The following is a 21,266-nucleotide window of genomic DNA, read 5'->3' on the forward strand; positions in this document are numbered from 1 at the left end:
CGTCTTCCAAAGGAGCGCGGAATCGCAATAGCCGATCGGCACTTTATCCGCTCGCGATGTCGTCCCGCTGTCGCGACATTCCTTCGGTCTCGGTGATACAACGACCGGTCCGCTGGTCCGATGTCGACCTCAGACCACCATCCGCAGCCTTTTACCTGCTCAGGCAGCTGTTGCCGACTGGTGACGCACAATCGCATTAGACGGCGTCGCTGGGCCACCTCCACATCAACAAAATTCACTCTTGCCGATAACGTCCAAAAGCTTCAATATCTCAGCAACGGGGTCACATCACACCACGGGGAGAAACAACGTGCGACGTATCATCGCGGCTTTATCCGGCATCCTTGTCGGCCTGACGCTCATCGCCGGTCCACAACCCGCGACAGCCCGATCTCTGGGCACGATCACGATCAACTGGTCCGGCAGCGACGAGGGCGACCTCGGCAAGATCCGCGTGTCCACCACTTCCGACCAGCCGATCGCCACGCTCAAGGCCCACGTCATCTCCGCTACCGGCGGGGAACTGGCCACCATCGACGACTTCGCCCTCACCTCAGGCACCTCCACCAACGGCATCTGGACCACCCGCACCCGCGTCCAGCTCACCGACCTCGGCACCTACCGCATCGACGTCGAAGCCACCGACACCGAAGGCACCCACGTCACCGCCGAACGTACCGGCCAGCTCATCTACATGGTGAAGACCGTCTTCGACCCACTCACTCCCAGCCGCCCCACCGTCGACTACACCCACCGCCACGTCACCGTCAAAGGCCGCCTCTATGGCATCTGGCCCGGCAGCGGGGAGCGCAAACCGCTTGGGCAAGGCTTCCCCATCTCTTTCGGCATCTCGTACCTCAACAAGACGGGCGGCTACGCCGGCTTCGACCACGCCGAACTCACTACCGACGCCAAGGGCCGGTTCCGGCACTCGCTCACCCTCAAGATGGGCGCTGAGTTCAGGGCGACCTACCCCTACAGCAACGACCACCTCTGGTACATGAGCGGCACCTCCGACAAGCTGATCGTCAAGGCCAAGGAGTCCGCCACCGAGGTAACGGCCAACGTGGCCCCGGCAAGGGTCAACGCAGGAGACCCGCTCACCGTCTCCGGCCTGGCCAGATGGCGCTCCCCCGCAGGATGGCAGCCCATCCCCGACACCAAGCTCTCCGTCCGGGTCGAGAACACCAATGGCGCGCCCACGTCCGTCACCACTGACGCGCAAGGTCGCTACAGCCTGACGTTCGTGCCTTACACCACAGGCACCGTCACCGTCGCCTACTACACCGAAGACCCCTTCAAGGCACACGCCAGCACCACCATCGCGTTCACCGTCGCCCACCCCGCATCCTTTACCAACCTCACAGCGGTACGGGAGGAAGCCGAGGTCGTAGTGTCGGGCCATCTCGCCTTCACCGGCAGTTCCACCCCGGCCGACCCAGAAGCGATCATCGAATTCTCCACCGACGGAACCACCTGGGCCACTCGGTCCACCCGCCCCGCCTACTGGGACGGAACCGGCTACGCCTTCGCTGACGCCATCACCGAGCCTGCGGCCGGCCACTGGCGAGCCCGCTTCGAAGGCGGCGAACACTTCCAGGACGCGCTGAGCCAGAGCGTCCAAGTAGGCGCCGCACAGTAGCGGATAAACGACGCGAGCCCGTGACCGCACCGCGGACACGGGCTCGCGAGCCGCAGACGGCCCAAGCGCGGCATAAGTCTCAACAGGGCGGCCGAGCCCGCTACCAGGCAGAACCGAGAGGAGGAAATGCCGCTCCGAGCGGGCTGCCTCCAGATGCCGTGATCTTGACATAGCCGGCTGAGCGATCCTGCTGAAGGTCGAATGCGCGCCGTGGTCAGCATGCCGACCCGCCCGTGAAGTCCTCGACGTAACCGGCGCTTCGGCTTCCCGCCTCGACAGGCACCCCGACCACGACGCCGCCCGCATCGACACCCGGCAGGCGCCAGGGCTGGTTACCGAGACCCCGTCGCAGCCAGGGCGAGTCGATTGCGAAAAGTTCACCCCATCGTTGAACCGGGTCGGCGGCTACATCGTTTCGAAGATCAGCCAAACGCGGACAGCAAGCTCACGTCGACTCAGCGGGAGACTTCCAGTGACACTGCGTCTGAATCGCTCTGCTCTCGTCGATCTTCCTTCTGCGGATCGAATCCTGTTCCAGAGTTTCGGCGCCGGCCCGGAGGCCACCCCGGCGTTCGACCGCATCCACCATGCCTTCGAGGCCCACGCCAAGGCCGCGCCGACCGCGATCGCCGTCACGCATCTCGGCGAGAGCATGACCTACCTGGAACTCGACCGCCACGCCAACCGCCTCGCCGCGTCACTCGCCCACCGTGGCGTGCGTCCCGGCGACCGCGTCGGCCTGTTCATGACACGGTCGATCCCGATGGTCGTGGGCATCCTCGCGATCTTGAAGGCCGGCGCCGCCTACGTGCCGCAGGATGTCCGGATCACCCCGACCGTCCACCTGCGCCACATCGTCGACACGGCCTCCATCAAGGTGATCCTGACCTCCTCCGATACGGCGCCGAGGATCCCCGCCAGCGATCGTCACGAGGTCATCGCGGTGGACGAGGTCCCGCGCTCGGGCGAGTGGTCCTCGCGAGTCCCGGGCGGGTCGGGCGACGTGGCGGTGGTCATCTTCACCTCTGGGACGACCGGCCACCCCAACGGTGTCAACGTGACCCACGCCAACCTGTGCAACATCCTGCTGAACGAGCCGGGCTCCCTGGGAATCGGCCCTGGCACCAGGGTGGCCCAGATCCTCAACATCGCCTTCGACATGGCGGTTTGGGAGATCCTTGGAGCCCTGTCGCACGGCGCCACGCTCGTCATCCGCGGCGACGACATCGAGGAGACCGTGCGCGACGTCGACGTCGTCATCGCCACCCCGGGAATCTTGGGCTCTCTCGACGCCTCTCGGTGCCGCAACGTCAAGGTGGTCGCGGTCGCGGGCGAGCGCTGCCCCCGGCAGCTGGCGGACACCTGGTCTCGCTTCAGCGCCTTCCACAACGCGTGCGGACCCACCGAGGTCACCATCGTCAACACGATCCAGCGCTACGATCCGCGGCGCCGCGTCCTGACCATCGGCAGACCGCTGCCCAACACCACGGTCTACATCCTCGACCAGAACGGCAGGCCATGCCCGATCGGCGAAATCGGCGAGATGTGGGCGGGCGGCGCCTGCGTGACCGCGGGCTATCTTGGAAACGACGTCGTGACCATGCAGAGGTACCGGCCCGATCCCTTCCGTGGCGGCGGCCACCTGATGTTCCGCACTCGCGACCTGGGCCGCTGGACACCGGACGGTGAGCTGGAACACCACGGCCGTACCGACGACCAGGTGAAGGTCAGAGGCTTCCGGGTCGAGCTGGACGCGGTCACCGGCGCACTGGAGCTGACCGCGGACTGCGCCCGCGCCACCACGGTCCTGCGCGAGGGCGAGCTGATCGGCTTCGTCAGCCCGGCGAGCGTGGACGTCGAGGCGGCGAGGAAGTCCGTCGAGCAGTCGCTGCCGTACTATTGCGTGCCCTCCCGCGTCGTGGCCGTCGACGAGCTGCCGATGACCGACCGCGGCAAGGTCGACAAGACCGCCCTGCCCGACCTGATCGATGTGGTCGCATGACGGTCGTGCGCTCCTTGTCGGATGCGCTCGAACTGCCTCCGCCGCGCTCGGCGATCAGGATCCTCGGCAGTGGCCGGCGCTTCATGCACTACAACCGGCTCGCCGCCGTCGTGCTGGCCGTCAACACGGGGTTCCTCGTCCACGCGATCACCGTCGGCTGGTGGGCCGACCCGAGCACCCTGTCCCTCCTGGTGGTGGCCAATGTCACCCTGGCCGTGCTGATCCGCCAGCAGTACGTCATCAACCTGCTCTTTCACGTGGCCACCGATGCTCCCGTCCGCTGGCCGCTGGCGGTCCGCCGCATTCTGGGCAAGGTCTACCATTTCGGTGGACTACACGTCGGCGGGACGGTCGCGGCCACCCTGTGGTTCGCCTTCCTCGCCGGGGTGATGACCGTACGCCCCGCCGGGGTCTCCGTGGGGCTGCGCACGCTCACGTACGCGATCCTGGCGCTGCTGGTCGCGATGGTGGTCTTCGCGCTGCCCTCGCTGCGGGCGCGACTCCACAACGTGTTCGAGGTCGTGCACCGGTTCGGCGGCTGGACGGTGCTCGCCCTGTTCTGGGCGCATGCGCTGCTGACCGCGGCCCACCAGGCGACGTTCTGGGCGCTCACGGCCATCACCCTCAGCGTCGCGCTGCCGTGGCTGCGCCTGCGGCGCGTGCCTGTCCGGATCTCCAGGCCGTCGTCGCACGTGGCCCTGCTCGGGTTCGATTACGGCGTCACGCCGTTCGCGGGCTCGTCGACCACCGTGAGCCGTAACCCGCTGCTTGAGTGGCACTCCTTCGCCAATGTGCCCACCCCGGGCAGGAACGGCTTCCGGCTCACCGTCTCGCGGGCCGGCGACTGGACGGGGTCGCTGATCGACGACGGTCCCTCTCACCTGTGGGTCAAGGGCATACCGACGGCCGGCGTCGGCAACATCGACAAGCTGTTCGCGCGCGTCGTCTGGGTGGCCACGGGCAGCGGCATCGGCCCGTGCCTGCCGCACCTGCTGTCCCGCGACACGCCGTCGCGGCTGGTCTGGTCGACACGGCGCCCCCGTACGACATACGGCGACGAACTGGTGGAGGAGATCCTCGCCGTGCAGCCAGACGCGGTCGTCTGGGACACCGATGCCAAAGGCAAGCCCGACCTTCTGGCCCTGGCCTACCGGGCGTATGTGGAGTTCGACGCCGAGGCGATCATCTGCATCTCCAACAAGAGGACCACCTGGCACCTCGTCGAACAACTTGAGATGCGGGGTGTCCCCGCGTACGGAGCGATCTGGGATTCCTGACCTGACAGCGCGTGATCTCTGGAGGACGGTCCATGGCTTTCCGAACACTGACGGTCGACGACAATGATCAGATCGTGACGCTCGCCATCGACAGGCCCGGCGTGCTCAACGCCCTGTCCCGGCAGACCCTCACCGAGCTGAAACGCTTCCTCACCGGCCTGACCGGCTTCCGCGGAATGATCCTCACCGGTTCGGGAGAACGCGCCTTCGTCGCCGGTGCCGACATCCGGGAGATGGCGGCGATGACGCCGGAGGAGGGCGAGGAATTCGGCAGGCTGGGCCAGGAGGTCACCCGGCTGATCGAGGCGGCGCCGTTCCCGGTGATCGCCTGCGTGAATGGGTACGCGCTCGGGGGCGGGTGTGAGCTGGCCATGGCCTGCGACTACATCTACGCGACGGCGGACGCCGTATTCGGCCAACCGGAAGTACGGCTCGGGCTGATCCCCGCCTTCGGCGGATGCGTGCGGCTGCAACGTCACGTCGGCCCCGGCCGGGCCAGGGAGATGATCTACACGGGCCGCAACGTCGATGCCGGGGAGGCCCTGCGAATCGGCCTGGTCAACCGGGTGTTCGTGACCAGGGAGGAGATGCTGGAGGCGGCGAACGAGTCGTTGGCGCTGGTCTCAGCGAACTCACCGATCGCCGTGGCGTTGTGCAAGGAGGCCGTCAACGACTCGCGCGGTCGGGAGATCGGCGCCGCGCTCGACATCGAGGCGAACGCCTTCCGCCGCACGTTCACCAGTGAGGACATGCGCGAGGGCACGCAAGCCTTCCTGAGCAAGCGAAGGCCCGTTTTCCCGGGAAAGTAACCCCCTTCTCACATGGGTGTGGACATGACCGATGCGCATGCGGCACTCCTGCGGGCACTGTACGACGAGCACGCGCCCGCGCTGTGGCGCTTCGTTGTCCGCTTGACCGGCGACAACCAGTTCGCCCACGACGTCGTCCAGGAAACGCTGCTACGAGCGTGGAAGAGCCCGGAGGTCTTCCACAAGGGTGAGACGGCATCGCGCGCCTGGCTGTACACCGTGGCCAGGAACGTGGTGATCGACCACAGCCGCAGCGCTCGGGTACGCCGGGAGGTCGGCACCGACCGGCTCCCCGAAACGTCCAGCGCCGACCAGATAGACGCCACACTCGACGCCTGGCTGGTCACCGACGCCCTCGCGCAACTGTCGGAGAACCACAGAACCGTGATTGTGCGCACCTATTATGGCGGCGAATCCGTCGCCGAACTCGCCGACAAGCTCGACCTGCCGCCCGGCACGGTGAAGTCGAGACTGCACTACGCTCTCAGGGCCCTGCGACTCGCGCTGCAGGAAAGGGGGGTAACCACTCATTGATGTCCTCAACGGATCCGTACGCGAAATGGGACGCGGCGTACGTCATCGGGGCCCTGTCCCCCCGCGAACGACTCGAGTACGAAGAGCACCTGAGCGGATGCGCCACCTGCTCGCAGGCGGTCGCCTCGCTCGCCGGCATACCCGGCATCCTCTCGACCGTCCCGGCGGATCACGCCCTGCGCCCGCCGCACGCCGACCCCTCGCCTGCCGAGGTGCCGGCGAGTCTGCTGCCCGAGCTGATGAACTCCAGCCGGCGAGCCCGGCGGTGGGGCCGGATACGTGCCGCCGCGGTCGCCATCGCGGCGGCTCTTGCCGGGGTGATGGCGTCCTCACTCCTGCCCGAGCGGCAAGAGGCCGCCCTGCCGATGCAGGCGTCCCCGCTCCCGCCCGAGCGGCAGGAGACCGCCCTGCCGATGCTGCAGACGATTCCCAGCCCTGTCACCGCCGAGGTGCGCGTCATCCAGGAACCCTGGGGCACCCGAGTGGAGTTGACCTGCCGTTACGCCGTGCCCGCCGACCCGGCCCCGCCCAAGACGTTCGAGTACGCCATGTACGTCACCGACCTTCTGGGCAGCAGTACGAGGCTGGCCACCTGGATGGCGTCGCCCGACACCACGACCATGCCCGTCGGCACGACCGGGCTGACCATGAAGCAAATCAGGAGCATCGACGTCCGGCTCACCAAGAACGGGCGCGTCATACTCGACAGGCAGCTGTAGCGGTCGACTCCGAGGGCGACGCCCCGAGGCTCCCTGGGCTACGGCTCTGGGCGGCCGATAATGCCATCCGCGCAGGTCATCCGGCTTGCACGGCCGCCACCTGCGATGCCTGGCCGATCTGCCGGTCGGCGGCGTGAAGTGATACCCCTTCCGTGGACGTGACCGAATCGGCGTCGACGATGGTCCGAGCGGTCGGCGAATGTACGCCGTGATCGGGTAGGTGCTGATTGCCCTGGCCGGGATCGTTTATGCGGGGAGGGCGTCTCCGGGGAAGCCGTGGCACGGGTGAACCTCGCAGCGCATCATCCCGGCTCGCACGCAGGGGTCCCCGGCCATGATCTCCGCGGCTTCTTCGGCCGGCACGGTCATGATCGCGACGCCGGCCATGGTGTCGGAGGCGACCGGGCACAGGATCGCGATCACCCCCTCCGCGCGCAGCGACACCATGCGTCGCTGGTGTTCGAGTTCGATTGCGTCCGCGCCGTCCATGGTCCGCTCCGGCCCCCACTGAAGGAGCGCCAGGCTGTAGGGCTTCGCGGTCGCGGCCAGAGCCCGAATCTGTTCGTCGGTCACGGTCGTGCTCATGATGTCTCCTTACTTCTCGATGCGCTCGGCCAACGAGACGATGATTCCTTCGGGCCCGCGGACGTAGGCCATCCGCCACACGCCCTCGTATTCACCAATGCCTCCCACCAGGCCGTAACCGTCGACTGCGGCGTGGTCGACCGCGGCTTGGAGGTCGTGCACCTCGAAGGCGACGTTGCGCAGGCCCAGCTCGTTGGCCGGCGCAGCAGGCGAACCCGGGAGGTGGTCCGGCCGCGTGAAGCTCGAGAGCTCCAGCGTCGTACCTCCGCCGGGCGGTCGCAGCATGACGATCTCGGTGCGGGCGTCGGTCATGCCGATCACCGTGTCCAGGAACTCGCCTTCGACGGCCATCTTCCGATCGGCCTCCAGACCGAGGTTGACGAAGAACGCCGTCGCGGCGTCGAGGTCGGCGACGGTGATGCCGACGTGGTCGAAGCGCCTTATGAATGTCATCGGATCCCTTTCGAGGTTTCTTTAGGAGACTCTGATAAAGGTAGCGCCCAAGGTTCCGTAAGGGAACCCCATTTGCTAGATTGCTGCCATGCAGCGAACGTGGTTCGGGTTGGCAAGATCTCAACATTGTCCTGACAAATCAGCAGCCCTTGATGGCGTAACGCCTGTTCAGGGGCTTCCCATGTGAGAGCCAACGAGCGGAATCGAACCCCTGACCTTCCGTTTACAAGGTCCCAAACGATCTCCAGCGCCGTTCAGACCTGTTCACCGCACTGGTCGCCAGAGCTTCGGCTATTCAGACCCGTTCATCTCAGTTCGTGATCGTCCGTTCGAGTGGCGCCCAGAAAGCCAGCCCATGGGCGACTGGGACCCCTGGCTCGCGCTGCCGGTCTTCTCCCTGCTGTTCGGTATCGGGTTCGCGCTGCTGCTCAACTCCGCCGCGAGCCGCGTCCCCCGACCACGCCTGGTCCTGCTGCGCCGGCTTGGGGCGCTGCTCGCGATCGGCCTCGTGCACATGCTGCTATGGCCGGGCGAGATCCTGACCGACTACGCCGTCGTCGGCATGCTGGTGCTGCTGCCCTCGACCTGGCTGCCGCGGTGGGCCATGGCCGGCCTCGCCGCCGCACTCATCCCGGCGGCACTGATCTTCGGCGGGGGCGGGCCCCTGCTGATCGCCGGGCTGTTCCCACTGGGCTCGACACTGGTCCGCTACGGGGTGATCGAGCAGATCGAGCGGTCCACCCGAGGGCCGGCCCTGCTGGGCCTGGTCTTCGCAGCGGGACTGGCTTCTGCCCTGTGGGTACAGGCCAACATGCGGGCCGTGGGGGCCACGACGTACCTATCTTCCATGTCCAGCCTTGCCGATCTGCTGCTCGTCGGTGTGTACGTGTGCGGCCTGCTGGTCCTGCTCAGAACGCCGCTGCGACCGGCGCTGCAGTTCGTCTTCGCGCCACTGGGGCGGATGGCGCTGACCGATTATCTGACCGCCACACTCCTCGTTCTGGTGGCCAGTCACATCCTCGGCCTGCCGATCGGCCAGTCCTTGACGGCGGCGTACTGGACCGCGGGGGCCATCCTCACGGCCCAGTGGCTGTTCTGCACCCTTTGGCTGCGCCGTTACCAACACGCCCAGCTCTCTGATGCCCAAGCTCATCGAGATCCACAACAAGCAGAACCCAAGAGGCCAGCTCCCCACGCCCGCCTTCACGACCTCCGACACATCCACGCCACCACGCTGCTCCTGGCGGGCGTACCCGTCCACGTCGTCGCAGCCCGCCTCGGCCACGCCGACCCGGCCATCACGCTCCGCGTCTACGCCCATGTGATCCAGGACCAAGTGGCCACAGCTGCGGATATCTTCGCAAAGAGAACACGGTAATTACTTTATGTAGTTGACTATGTGCTTAGAGTAATTTACGCTGCTCGTTAGCAGCGCTCGACCGGATGGGGAGGAAGATGTCCACTGCCACGGCAAGTGCCTACAGAGCGAAGATGTCCGACCGGTACGACACGTTCGATCAAGATCATGATGGTGCGATCAGGGCCGACGACTTCAAGGCCATGGCGAAGCGGATTCTGGGGGCGTGTGGGCACTCACCCCAGTCGCCTAAGGGAGCGGCGCTGCTGGCAGCGGCGCAGCAGTACTTCACGGCGTTGGCTGAGGTGGCCGACACCGACCACGACGGGGCCATCACCAAGGAGGAGTTCCTGGCCGCGGCTGCGTCCAAGCTGCGCGGCAACGCCGAGGGTTTCGCCTCGGCGCTGCGGCCGTGGGCGACAGCAGTGATCGACGTAGCCGATGTCGACGGCGATGGCGCGGTCAGCTTGGAGGAGTGGGCCGCCGTGTTGCGTGCCATGGGGGCCACCCCGGAGCGCGCCGCGGAGGCGGCCGCCGCGGCCGACGCCGGCGTCGACGGCAAGATCAGCGTCGATGAGCTGCTCGCAGCGGCTGTGGACTTCTACACCAGCGATCGGCCGCACACCGAGTTCAGCCAGATATGAGGCAGCCCGTACCCGATCCCCGGCCGGTGCGAGCCGAGCCGGGGGAGGCCGACGCCTGCGGCGTGGCCGGCACCTGGGTACGGGAATACCTGTGTCGACCGCATCCCGAGCTCGGGCGGAGCGGACCGGTCTGCCCGTACGCCCGGCGCGCGCTGGACCGTGGCATGGTGTGGGCGGTGACATGGCCGGATTGCCCAGCGGACGCCACCGCGATGACGGCGATCATGGCCGAGTGTCTCCATTGGTTCGAGCGCTCCACGGATCCTGACCAGGCGCTGCTGGTGCTCTTCCCACGGCTCACCGCCGCCGATCACGGCTTGACGATCGAAGGCGTGCAGCGTCGCCTCAAGCCGGCCTTCGTACGGCGCGGGCTGATGATCGGCGAGTTCCACGACGGCCCGCCCGATGTGCCAGGGCTGCACAATCCGTGGTTTCGGCCTCTGCGCAGCCCGGTGCCGCTGTTGGCGGTACGGCACATGGTCCACTCCGATCTGCCATTCCTGCAGGGAGATCCCGAGCACCTGGCCGCCTACCGCAGGTTCTTCCCCCTACGGAGCTCTCGGTGAGCGCCCCGCACATGGGCCCCGAGGAGTTCCGCCAGCACGGCCACACGGTCGTCGACTGGATCGCGGACTACTGGTCGAGGCGCGAGGGATTCCGCGTCATGCCGTCGGTCCAGCCGGGTGACGTGGCCGGCCGTCTTCCCGAGCGGGCACCCGAATACGGCGAGCCGTTCTCGGCGATGCTCGCCGATGTGGACCGGCTGCTGCTCCCGGGGATGGCGCACTGGCAGCATCCAGGCTTCCTGGGTTTCTTCCCGATGACCACCTCAGGGCCATCGGTGCTGGGCGAGCTGCTGGCCGCGGGGCTCAACGCGCAGGGCATGACCTGGTCGTCCAACCCCGCGTGCACCGAGCTGGAGATGACCGTCACCGACTGGCTGGCGGACCTGATGGGCCTGCCGGCGTGCTTCGCCGGCCGAGGCGTCATCCAGGACACCGCCTCCGCCGGGGCACTGGTGGCGCTGACGGCGGCGTTGTGGCGCCGCGCGGGCCTGGCATGGCGGGACGGCGGCAGCGGCGGCCGGTACACCGTCTACACCTCCTGCGAGAGCCACTGCAGCGTGGCCAAGGCCGCCAGAATCGCGGGTATCGGAGACGCGGGGGTGCGATGGGTCGAGGTCGACGGTCGAACCCTGGCGATGCGGCCGCAGCACCTGCGCGCCTTGATCGACGCTGACATCGCGCAGGGCCTGACCCCGGTCGCGGTGATCGCGACCGTTGGGACGACATCCACGACCGCAGTCGATCCTCTGCCCGCCATCGGGAAGCTGTGCCACGCCTACGACCTATGGCTGCATGTGGACGGCGCATACGCGGGGGTCGCAGCCATCTGCCCGGAGCTGCGGTGGATCAACGATGGCCTGCAGGACGCCGACAGCTACTGCGTCAACGCGCACAAGTGGCTGCTCACCGGATTCGACTGCTGCGTGATGTGGGTGGCCGATCCCGAGGCCCTGACCAACGCCATGAACGTCTCGGCCGGCTATCTGACGGAGATCAGCAGCCAGGCCAGAGACTATCGTGACTGGCAGATTCCGCTGGGACGGCGCTTCCGCGCGCTCAAGCTATGGTTCGTGCTGCGCTGTTATGGTGCGGAAGGGCTGCGCGCCCACCTGCGTCGGGGAGTCGCGCTGGCCCAGGAGTTCGCCGGATGGGTCAGGGCCGATCCGCGCTTCGAAATCGTCGCCCCGCACCCGTTCGGACTGGTCTGTTTCCGTCTCCGGGCGGATGACGACCGCAACGCCGAGCTGCTCGCACGGATCAATTCCACCGGCGAGATCTATCTCAGTTCGTCGCAGGTTCGCGGCCGCTATGTGCTCCGCATGGCCGCCGGAGGACCGGCTACCGACCGGGCCCATATGGCCGGGCTATGGAAACGTATCCAAGCCGAGGCCGGCGATGCGTGAGGGCCGTGCTCTCTCGCCGGTCGAATGGCTCCTTGCCCAGGAGGAGATCTGGGCCGCGCTCTGGAGCCGGGTTCGGGGGCCACTGCGAATCGACCGCCTCACCCAGGCGTGCGCCACGCTGGCGACCAGCGTCCCGATGCTCACCACACGCATCGCGGACGGCTCGTGGCTGTATGCGACCGGCAAGCCTCTGCCGATTCAGGTCTTTCCCGCCGGTACGGAACTGTTCAACGCGCTGTCGACCGCTCTGCCCAGGCCGGGAGCCAACCCGGGGGCACCGCTCCGAGTCCTGGTCGTGCCTCACGGTCACGAGGACTCGACCGTGGTGCTCCTCTTCCACCATTCGATCATCGATGGGTCCAGCGCCTTCGCCGTGGAGCACCTGCTCTGGACCCTTTACGGGGGCGGTGACGCACCGCGGCAAGCGGGATTGCCCCCTCCGCTGGAGTCCTTCCTGGCGGGCCGGGTCACCCCGGAGCAGGTGGCCGACCATGTCGCCCACAGGACCGCCCTCGCCCAGCGCGCCATCGTGGCGACACTACCCGCGCGGGACTCGAAAGCGCCCCTGGACTACGCCGCCCGATACCTGGAGCTTGGCCGCACCGCGACCGAAGGGCTGGAGCGTACGGCGGCAGCTGCCGGACTGTCGACCCATGCGGTGGTCTGCGGCGCGCTCCTGGTCGCCGCACGCCGCATGATGACCGGCGAGCGATCGCTGACACTGACCTGCCACATGCCGGTGAACATGCGCCTCCACCTCCGGATCGCGCCACAACAGCCCATGTTCGCCTGCTCCGCTGCCCACCTCCCGGCACAAGTAGACGACGATCCGCTCGCCGTGGCGCGCGCCATCTCGGCGGGCTTGTTCCAAGCTCGATGGCAGGCTCTGGAATGCGAGGTGGTGGGACTACTCGACCTCCTGGCCGGACCCGTGCTGCCGATCACAATCGGGATCTCCAACCTGGGGCGCAAGAGGCTGGGCGAGCTACCCGGTGGCCTGCGGTGCGTGGACCGTCACTCCGCGACCTTCATTCCCGGCCCCGTGCCGGTGCTCCACGTCATGAACCGCGGCGGCTCGCTGGGCGCGGTCATCCCCTACAACCGGGCGTTCTTCACCGACCAGCAGATGACCGCTCTGGCTGACAATGCCACCGCCCTGTTGCGCGATCTCGCGGTGATGGGCCTCGCCGATTCTGGACAGCGCCCGGCGGTCTGACCCACTCTGCGGGGCGCGGCACCTCCCCCACAACTACCTCATGGGTCGTCTGACCAGCCGGGTAGCAGGTAGCAGGCCGATGACTGATCGTGCGGGATCGGCCTCATGGGGCGGTTCTACGCCCCCTCTGCGGGCTGCTGGATGGCCACCGGGATCGGCGTCTCTGCGCTGTCGCCGGCCTCGGCCAGCAGGGTCAGCAATTCCTCATAGCCCTGAGGCGACTCGGCGATGCGTCGCTGGGCGATCACCGTGCCCGCCTCGTCGACCAGGGCGATGTCGTGGTGTTTCTCAGCCCAGTCGATGCCGCAGTAGACCTTCATGACGTCCCCTCCGTCCGCTGACGCAGCTCACAGAGGCCCTCGCCGAGATCATGCGGCGTGCTAATGACAAGACTTGCCCGTCTACCATCCGATAAGCCGTCTACTGACCTCGGCAACCCGCGCAGTCCCGGCCTTGCTGAGAGCTGACAGCCCACGACATGAAGAGGGATTCCCCTGCGCGAGCGGCCCTCGATTCCGCTCTATCAGAGGCGGTCACGCCCCGCGGGCCGGTTGGCCAAAAGCGCCGGTCTCGGGCGGAAAGATCTCAAAGATCCTGCACCGGAAGTAGGCATCCCACGCGGCCCCCGGCCGACGGGACGTGACCTGCCCCACCGTCATTAGCACCGGAAGCGGCGCGGCAACTCCTGAATGCCCGCCTTGGGAGAGACGGTGATCAGGCACCATCGGCTCGCCCCAGACCTGCACATACGTGGTCTAGCAATCTCGAAGTCGTCAAGACCATTCCGCAGATATTCCCTAGTTGGAATGCCCGTAGATGCGAAGCAAGCTCGAATACAAGCCGGACTGGAGCCAACAGTACGCCCATCAGGCAGGACGATCACGCTCGTCGTCAGACGCGGCCCGAGGTCCGAAAGGGTTGTGCGGCTGTCGCCATAAGCCGGTGGAAGCCGACATCGTCGTCAGTGGCGCGTCACGCAGCCGTCTGATCCAAGGGAACGGCATGAGCATGGTCGACGATGTCACGGCTTGCGCGGACGGCAGATCGGACCTGGCGCGTGTGCTCGTGTGAGACGTGGTGGCCGTACGGCGCTGCCGTACGGCAGCGAGAGGACTTCGCTCACGCACCTTCCAGCTTCTCTCAGCCCGACAACTCATGTCTGTCACATTCCACATGTAATGAAGCGGATCTCTGCATTTGGTTTGCTGGGCTGCACCGCTCCTTCTCCGTAACAGCTACCCCTTACCGGACCACACCGCAGCAGTGCTTGAACTTTCTTCCGGTGGCAGGGGTGCAAACGCACCGATGATTCTGTGCAGGGTGATTTACCGCTAGGGGAACGACCGCAAAAACAAGGCGACCTCGCATTGCAGCGTCGATTAAATGGTTTGGACTCTCCCAGCTCATACCTTGAAGGTTATGTCCGATCATTACTCCAAGAACGCCTTCGGACGTGCTCCCGTACCAAATCGGCAGGAAGCTGAGAGGTGCATCAACGAGAACGGATCTGCCATGAACTGTAAGGCACATTCGTCCGTTATTCAGTGTAGCAAGAATTCTTTCATTTTGATTGCTCTGTGCAAGCTCAACCTGAACCTGACCCGTGCGCTCATTCACTTTTACGTGCGTGAAGCCATGTGCCGCCAGCCAATCGAGGTATGTATCGCTATATCCGTGCTTGTCGGCAGATTGAACTAGGTGCGGGATGTCGACAATGATGTTTGGTATGTACTTGTCCCCTACAGGTAGAAGCGAGCATTCGATCTCTACATTAAGGATGCCAGTGGGAGCTGCTTCATTTATCGCCACGACGGCAGACGGTCCACATCGTGGATGACACAGCTTCAGCCAGACTGCAGCTGCGTTATCCCCGGTATGCAGGAGGTGAACGAGATTAGCCTCAGCTTCGAGTGCGACGGGTTGTCTGCAAACAAAACAGCTATGTCGCGAAACGCTGAGATGGTGGAGCATCCCCTCGATTGATATATCGGGAAGGCTCTCTTTTACGTCGCTTGAAATATTGATCCGTCTTCCAGGGAGCTGATATTTACTTCCAAGGAACTGATATGCTTGCTTTGGAGGTTCGAGCGCTCTTACAAGAAATGCGCCGGCAGGTGAATGGCGATTCTTCTGGAGGAGTTCTGAGACCCTGTCAGACAGCTCTGAAGGGCTAGAACAGCCTTGGTCGAGTTCGAGGCCAAGCATTCTGAGCATGACCTTGCGCTCGGCGTCCACATCATTAATTTCGGCATACAGATGTTGCGCATTTTCAAGGAGCTGTCGTGCTCGATCCAGTTTTCCTCGCTCCACGAAGACCTGGGCCTGATCAGTACGCAACACTGCAAGCAAGTGTTTGTCTCGTAGCGGCGCGGCAATTCTGGCTGCCTCATTGAAACGCTTTTCCGCTTCGCTAAGGCGGCCCCTCTTCGCATGCTCGACTCCAAGGCAGCGCAGGACCGTAGCTCTGGCTGCTTTGTCCTGAAGTCGAGTGGCCAGTTTAAGGGCCTTCTTGTAGCCCTCCAAGGCTTCCTTGTCCTCTCCTGACGCGGAAAGACACGTGGAGAGATTGATGAGATGAGCCAGGAGCAAGGGGGGATCGAGGGTTTCTCTTGCTACGCGTATGCACTCTCTATATTTGACTGCCGCCTGTTCGAACTCGTCTTGGCGTGCCAAGACGTTTGCGAGAACCCCGAGAGACTCGGCAATTCCCTGAGCTCGTCCCAGTTGTTCGGACCGTTTCAGGGCATACTCGGCTTCGACGGCCGCCTCGGCAAACATTCCACGGCTTGAGAGTACGGTTGCTAGCTGACGTTTGACCGCAATGAGAGCGGGGTCGCTGGAGCCAGGCCCAAGCTCTTGTTCCGCTAGACGAAGCTGCTGGAGTGCTTCATCTCCGCGCCCGATGCGATAATAGGCATGACTTAGAACTGCTCGAGTTTCTGCGGCATCAGGCGCGCCGGGAATGCCTTGGATAAGATCTAGCGCTTCCTCCAAGACGCCTGCAGCCTTCTCCCACTCGCCTTGGTGACTCCAGTACTTCGAGAACTGCTGAAGGGCTTGAGCGATCAAGAATGAGCTTCCAGACTGCGCGGCGACACCTAGAGCTCTAGCAAAGCTCTCCTTAGCGCGTTCAAGCTCGGCTACATTCACCCACAATGATCCGAGGTTTACGAGTGAAACCACGGCCGCTTGGGCATCACAAAGAGTCTCCGCCAACTGGAGGCTCTCTTCGTAATGCTGAGCTGCTACGCCTGGACGACCAATCACCCGATAGACGCTCCCGAGATGAGTCAACGCGGCTTGCTGGCCAGATACTTCTTCTAGCTCTTGGAAAACCGCAAGCGCCTGCTCGTAGTCATTGATGGCGTCTTCCGTATTTCCTGTCGCCTCTGCGACGCGACCCTTGAGTAGCAGAGAGCCCGCTTCGCCGGAAGGGTCACCTACGGATCGATGCTCTAGCAACGATCGGTCGACGAATTCCCGCGCCTCGTTCGGCCTTGCGAGCTCGAGATTAATAAGCCCGAGATTCCCGAGGATATCGGCCTGCAACATGCGGCTTCTGACTTGCTTCGCAACTGCCAGTGCGTGCTGCAAAAGCTTCTCAGACTTTTGGAGTCGCCCAGTCCGAAGCATGCAGTCTGCTAGACCCGATAGTGCGGCCGCGATCCCATATCTGTCGTCGCCCTGCCGAAGGATCTTGAGAAGTGTTTCATAGACCTTTATGGCTTCGACTGGCTGTGACTCTGCCTGAAGTCTGACGATGCAGTACAGCGCACTGGCAGCGAGACTTGGATCACCTATATCGCTTGACAGCTCGAAGGCATTACGAAGATTTGTTTCGCCTGCAGCGATGTCGCCTAGCGTTATATTGGCATTGCCAATGTTCAACTGAGCTCGGGCGCGCCAGTGCTCGTTTGATGTGAATTGAGCCGCTGTGAGAGTGAGCTCATTTGTGTGAAGAAGTGCCCTCCACCGGCTCCGCGCTCGATATAGAACTTCAGATGAAAAGGTGAGACGAGACACGAGCTCCCACTCACCAAGCTCCGCCGCCTGTTGTGTAATAGCTAGAAGATTGTCCAGGTCATCCTTGAGGTACGGATTTCCTTCGCCTTCGTCTGGCGAGCTATTCATACCTGGCATTGTCCGTGGGTCAATGCGAGCGCCTAGGATGGTGGCTGTATCAAGGTACGCGTGACCGAGTGCGATTAGGGCTTCGTGTCTCACCCGGGACGTGTCAATCTCGGCGCTTAGCGTTAGTGCGTAATTATGAAGCAAGTCGTGAATGCGAAAACGCTCTGGACCGATCTGCTCAAGTAGGCCTTGCTCGACGAGGTCGTCTAGCATTTCCTCTGCGTCGAGCGTTTCCGTGCCTGAAACTCCAGAAGCTAGCGCGCTAATCACGGTCGCAGCTATGTGAGTCTTGATGCTACCTGTTGGATGGAGTCCAAGCGCCCGGAATGCCTGCGCGCGGGACTCTGGAAGGTCTGAATATGTCACCTCGAAGGCCGTTCGAATGGAGAGATCCCCTGCCCGCAGCGCCTGCAGTCGCCTCTTCTTATCGCTCAGAACGCTTGCGATCTTGTCGGCAGTTAGATGAGGACGCGAGAGAGCCTTTGCTGATACTAAATGCAGAGCGAGTGGAAGATTCCCACACAGGTCAGCTAGTTCGTTCACCTGCTCCTGGGATGAGAACCGGGATTCTCCGATCCTTGTCGTCAGGTATGAAGCTGCCTCTGAAGACTCTAGAGTATCTAGGTGTAGGTGGTGAACTTCCGATGTCTGCAAGCCGCTGAGGCGGGATCGACTTGTGCAGATGAGGAGCGATCCAGTCGGAATAGGAAGCAAACTGCGTAGCTGCCGCTCCTGGGAGATATTATCAATCACCAGGAGTATGCGTCGACTGGATAGTATGGATCGAGCTACCCCGACTCTTCCAGCTTGCGACTGCGGTAGTTGTGAGCCGTGCTGCCCCAATGCCAGGAGGACCGCTTCTAACAGGTCTTCCGGCTCAGCATGATCTTCTCGACTAAGAGTGAGAAAGGTCTGCCCTCCGGGGTAGTTGTCTTTGATGGCGTGTGCGAGCACAACGGCGAGGGCTGTCTTTCCTACCCCTGGTGCTCCAGTTATCGCGAGAGTGGGTGCGGGAGATTTCTGAGTCGAATTCTTCAGATCCTGGATCTCTTTGGAGCGTCCAATAAAGTTGCCTGGCGGGTTTGGCAGGGGTGGCGGAGGGAGTGGTTGGCTGTGGGCGGCATGGATATTTATTGTCTGCGCCTGCCCGATGTTCACGGCCTTATCTATGTGGCTATGGGCTCCAATGCTAATGCCAGCCGCGAACGGCGCGCCTGGAGTGGGTGGGCGATGCGTAACGACGTAGGACTCGTTGGAGTGTGAGTGATCACCAGATGAATCCGCCTGCCGGCTGTTCATTGACCCACTCCAGCTAGAAATTGACATCCCGTTCAACATTGTGAATGTATACGGCCTTGCCTACGCGAGCGTTATCCCCAATCGCGATGCCAATCGCGTGATAGTTCCGCTGAGTAAGGTTCAGGAAATCTCTCGCCATTTGAGAGAGATCGTTGTCTACACGCATTATATGGTGAAGTTGAGCAGTTACTCCTTCGATGGTTTCGGCCTGGACTTTGTTGTCCATGGGAGTAATTCCCAACCGCTGTCTGAGCCTGTTTGCGAGCTGGACCATCCTGCTCCATGCGGCGTTGCCAGCTTGCGTTGCGTACGCCTCCCACGCCTTGGTGGCCAGAAGGGTGGCCGCGCTGGTTGCGATGATCTCGGAATCCATCTTGATCCTTTTCTATGGTTTGACGGATCTCCTTCATACAAGACACCTCCGACAACTCGTGGGTACCCGGTCGTCTATGTAACCTCCTGGTAAGCAAGATTCCGCTAATCTGCATTTATGTACCTATATGCATATTGCCATCCTGTTTGTCGGGTGACGTGGGCTTTTCCTCGAGCTCCCAGGGCTCTGATTGCCTCGTACGCCGTCGCCCCCCGCGAAGCGGCGGGCAGGCCCGTGGCGGCGGGTCAAACTCGGCTTCGCGTGTACGTTCGCCGGTCGCCGTTCCTCGGTCATGGGATGCCAGGGGGTCACAGCCGGGCTTGACCCGTTGTCGCCGGTCTGCTGGGCTTGTCCGGGTGGATGGCGTGCGAGGTGATCAGGACCTACCTCAGCCACTCTTCCACGTGCACGTCCGCATGATGATCACCTCGGGGTCGGAGATCTCCGCCGGAGGCATGTCCTGACCGTCACTCGCTGCGACTACGGCTATCGCCTGACCACACTTGATGATGCACTTCGCTGGCTTCTGTCTGTCCGCCGTGTCTGCTGGCGCGTGGGCGGTGCTGGCCGCGACCGGCCGGAGAGCTGCAGCGCGGCCAGCAGAGGGAATGTAAGAACAACGGCTCTGGCCCGTAATCGGTGGCGGCGCTGAGTGATCAGCTGCCAAGCTGGGCCATGTCGAAGATCGACGATCTCACGGGTGTGGTGTTTGCGGGTTTGTCTGACCTGGTCATCGAGGGTGTGGAGGGCGAGGACGACCTCATTCGGGTCATGGCCCGGACGCGCGATGAGCCGGTGCCGTGCCCGGTGTGCGGGACGCTGATCGGGCGGGTGCACGGCTACTACAGCCGGACGGTGGCCGACCTCCCGGTCGAGGGTCTGCGGGTGGTGTCGATACAGGGACGGCGTCTGCTCTGTCCGGCATGGGAATGCGGTCGGCAGACGTTTCGTGAGCAGGTGCCCGGGCTGCTCGAGCGCTACCAGCGTCGAACTCGTCGGCTCACGGGCCAACTGGGCGCCGTGGTCACAGAGTTGGCCGGCTGGGCAGGGGCTCGGCTCTCGGCGGTCCTGGCCGTCGCGGTCTTGAGGTCCACGGCTCTGCGGCTACTCATGCCGCTGCCACCGCTGCGGATCCGGCGCGTGCTGGGTGTCGATGACTTCGCTCTCAAACGCCGCCACCGTTATGCCACCATCCTCACCAACGCCGAGACCGGACGAGGAGGTGAAGGTCAGTACGCCCGTGTTCTGCCAGAACTTCCACCTGCCAGTCGCCGACTACACAGTACGCCTCGCTCCTGCGCCGGCAGGCGGCGCGGGCCAGGGACATGAGGTACAGCCCGCCCGCGCTGGGCCGGATCGCCAGTTGCCTGGCGCAGCCCACACCCATTCCCAACCCGCAGCACCCCCTGCGTGTGGACGCCACCCCGCCCATCCTGCTGGCCTCCTCGCTGAACGACCTCGCCACCGGCTACCCGTGGACCCTCAGCACGGCCAAGCAGATCGGCGCCGAGGCCCGCGTGCTCACGTACGAGGGCTCGGGGCACAGCGTGATCGACCGCTACCTGATCTCGCAGTCGGTTCCGGCCAACGGGGTCCGCTGCCCGGAGGCGCGGCCCTCGATCATGCCTCGAAGAGCAGCCGCCGACGGAGCTTTTGAGCGTCTGCCGTAGCTGTCTGATCGAAAAGCGCCGCAACCTCGGGACGAGGCCTCGGTTGTCACAGGTCAGAAGCTACTTCGTTGGAGATTTCTTCCTTGCTACCGGGACCCCTTAGGTGTTGTACGGCTCGTGCCACCGGAAGGTGCACCGAACCGCGTGCCACTCGTCCACCAGAACCCCCAGCTGACCCCATAGCTGTGTTTTGCTGCTGTACAAGATCGAAAAAGCCCTCTCCCGATCATGGGAAAGGGCCTTTCAGTTGCAGAGCCGACGAGGGGAATCGAACCCCTGACCTTCTGTTTACAAGGGACTTCGAGACTGTCCACAGACGTCCACCGCCGTCATGGGCTCCTGCTCAGCGTCTCCTTTAGCTTGGGTTGCGTCCACGGGAGTGGTGTACGAGTTTGGCCTGGTCATAGGCGTGGCGTCGTGAAATGAAGACGGCCATCGCGTGATCCTTCGAGTAGCAAGATCAAGATCGAAGGAGATCAGGCGATGGCCGCAGACAACAGTGTGACGCCCGCGCAGTGGCTGGCGCGGCAGATCGAGACCGACGACCCCGACATGTTGCGATCCATGGTGAAGACCATGGCCGAAG

Annotated in this window: 17 protein-coding genes and 2 pseudogenes; 14 read left to right on the forward strand and 5 right to left on the reverse strand. The window is 64.1% G+C overall.

Annotation, left to right across the window (positions count from 1 at the left end; translation table 11 throughout):
• Positions 1–310: 310 nt before the first annotated feature.
• From AB0B91_RS58790 to AB0B91_RS58815, 6 genes are all read left to right on the forward strand, one after another.
• The gene (locus AB0B91_RS58790; RefSeq protein WP_358340867.1) at positions 311–1,642 is read left to right on the forward strand and encodes a hypothetical protein; all 1,332 of its coding nucleotides are present in this window, start codon (positions 311–313) and stop codon (positions 1,640–1,642) included.
• A gap of 472 nt (positions 1,643–2,114) precedes the next feature.
• A complete protein-coding gene (locus AB0B91_RS58795) occupies positions 2,115–3,644 on the forward strand; it encodes an amino acid adenylation domain-containing protein (protein WP_358340869.1) in 1,530 nt (509 codons plus the stop codon).
• Positions 3,641–4,921 (forward strand): hypothetical protein, encoded by a 1,281-nt coding sequence (locus AB0B91_RS58800; protein WP_358340871.1) that lies wholly within the window; start codon positions 3,641–3,643, stop codon positions 4,919–4,921. Before AB0B91_RS58795 ends, AB0B91_RS58800 begins: the two co-directional genes overlap by 4 nt.
• A gap of 32 nt (positions 4,922–4,953) precedes the next feature.
• Positions 4,954–5,730, forward strand: coding sequence for an enoyl-CoA hydratase-related protein (locus AB0B91_RS58805; RefSeq protein WP_358340873.1), 777 nt, complete (start codon positions 4,954–4,956; stop codon positions 5,728–5,730).
• A gap of 24 nt (positions 5,731–5,754) precedes the next feature.
• Complete coding sequence (locus AB0B91_RS58810) at positions 5,755–6,264, forward strand: sigma-70 family RNA polymerase sigma factor (RefSeq protein WP_246652910.1); 510 nt, start codon at positions 5,755–5,757, stop codon at positions 6,262–6,264.
• Positions 6,264–6,983, forward strand: coding sequence for a zf-HC2 domain-containing protein (locus AB0B91_RS58815; protein WP_358340875.1), 720 nt, complete (start codon positions 6,264–6,266; stop codon positions 6,981–6,983). The genes AB0B91_RS58810 and AB0B91_RS58815 overlap by 1 nt, the downstream gene beginning before the upstream one ends.
• A 246-nt stretch (positions 6,984–7,229) precedes the next feature.
• Here AB0B91_RS58815 and AB0B91_RS58820 read toward each other — a convergent pair whose 3' ends face one another.
• On the reverse strand, positions 7,230–7,568 hold the full coding sequence (locus tag AB0B91_RS58820; RefSeq protein WP_358340877.1) for a hypothetical protein: 339 nt from the start codon (positions 7,566–7,568) through the stop codon (positions 7,230–7,232).
• Positions 7,569–7,577: 9 nt separating this feature from the next.
• On the reverse strand, positions 7,578–8,021 hold the full coding sequence (locus AB0B91_RS58825) for a VOC family protein (RefSeq protein ID WP_358340879.1): 444 nt from the start codon (positions 8,019–8,021) through the stop codon (positions 7,578–7,580).
• Between the two features lie 355 nt (positions 8,022–8,376).
• Between AB0B91_RS58825 and AB0B91_RS58830 the strand changes: the two genes are divergently transcribed.
• The 5 genes from AB0B91_RS58830 (at position 8,377) to AB0B91_RS58850 (ending at position 13,207) form a co-directional block, all read left to right on the forward strand.
• On the forward strand, positions 8,377–9,399 hold the full coding sequence (locus tag AB0B91_RS58830; protein WP_358340881.1) for a DUF418 domain-containing protein: 1,023 nt from the start codon (positions 8,377–8,379) through the stop codon (positions 9,397–9,399).
• Positions 9,400–9,512: 113 nt separating this feature from the next.
• Complete coding sequence (locus tag AB0B91_RS58835; RefSeq protein ID WP_358340883.1) at positions 9,513–10,022, forward strand: EF-hand domain-containing protein; 510 nt, start codon at positions 9,513–9,515, stop codon at positions 10,020–10,022.
• The gene (locus AB0B91_RS58840; RefSeq protein ID WP_358340885.1) at positions 10,019–10,588 is read left to right on the forward strand and encodes a DUF6875 domain-containing protein; all 570 of its coding nucleotides are present in this window, start codon (positions 10,019–10,021) and stop codon (positions 10,586–10,588) included. Before AB0B91_RS58835 ends, AB0B91_RS58840 begins: the two co-directional genes overlap by 4 nt.
• Entirely contained in the window at positions 10,585–11,991 is a 1,407-nt protein-coding gene (locus tag AB0B91_RS58845) for an aminotransferase class V-fold PLP-dependent enzyme (RefSeq protein ID WP_358340887.1), read from the forward strand. The genes AB0B91_RS58840 and AB0B91_RS58845 overlap by 4 nt, the downstream gene beginning before the upstream one ends.
• Positions 11,984–13,207: a hypothetical protein gene (locus AB0B91_RS58850; protein WP_358340889.1), complete on the forward strand. Its 1,224-nt coding sequence runs from the start codon at positions 11,984–11,986 to the stop codon at positions 13,205–13,207. The genes AB0B91_RS58845 and AB0B91_RS58850 overlap by 8 nt, the downstream gene beginning before the upstream one ends.
• A 140-nt stretch (positions 13,208–13,347) precedes the next feature.
• Here AB0B91_RS58850 and AB0B91_RS58855 read toward each other — a convergent pair.
• Positions 13,348–13,527, reverse strand: a pseudogene (locus tag AB0B91_RS58855) (transposase); the annotation flags it as partial.
• A gap of 622 nt (positions 13,528–14,149) precedes the next feature.
• Here AB0B91_RS58855 and AB0B91_RS58860 point away from each other — a divergent pair.
• Positions 14,150–14,278: a hypothetical protein gene (locus AB0B91_RS58860; protein WP_358340891.1), complete on the forward strand. Its 129-nt coding sequence runs from the start codon at positions 14,150–14,152 to the stop codon at positions 14,276–14,278.
• A 171-nt stretch (positions 14,279–14,449) separates the two neighbouring features.
• Here AB0B91_RS58860 and AB0B91_RS58865 read toward each other — a convergent pair whose 3' ends face one another.
• Positions 14,450–18,676 carry a tetratricopeptide repeat protein gene (locus AB0B91_RS58865; RefSeq protein ID WP_358340893.1) on the reverse strand — a complete coding sequence of 1,409 codons (4,227 nt, stop codon included), beginning with the start codon at positions 18,674–18,676 and terminating at the stop codon, positions 14,450–14,452.
• Positions 18,651–19,010 (reverse strand): hypothetical protein, encoded by a 360-nt coding sequence (locus tag AB0B91_RS58870; protein WP_358340895.1) that lies wholly within the window; start codon positions 19,008–19,010, stop codon positions 18,651–18,653. The genes AB0B91_RS58865 and AB0B91_RS58870 overlap by 26 nt, the downstream gene beginning before the upstream one ends.
• 705 nt (positions 19,011–19,715) lie before the next feature.
• Between AB0B91_RS58870 and AB0B91_RS58875 the strand changes: the two are divergent.
• Positions 19,716–20,225, forward strand: a pseudogene (locus AB0B91_RS58875) (transposase family protein); the annotation flags it as partial.
• 110 nt (positions 20,226–20,335) lie between these two features.
• On the forward strand, positions 20,336–20,680 hold the full coding sequence (locus tag AB0B91_RS58880) for an alpha/beta hydrolase (protein WP_358340896.1): 345 nt from the start codon (positions 20,336–20,338) through the stop codon (positions 20,678–20,680).
• Positions 20,681–21,266: the final 586 nt, after the last annotated feature.

It is taken from the genome of Nonomuraea sp. NPDC049141, from assembly GCF_040648415.1.
Taxonomy (GTDB): domain Bacteria; phylum Actinomycetota; class Actinomycetes; order Streptosporangiales; family Streptosporangiaceae; genus Nonomuraea.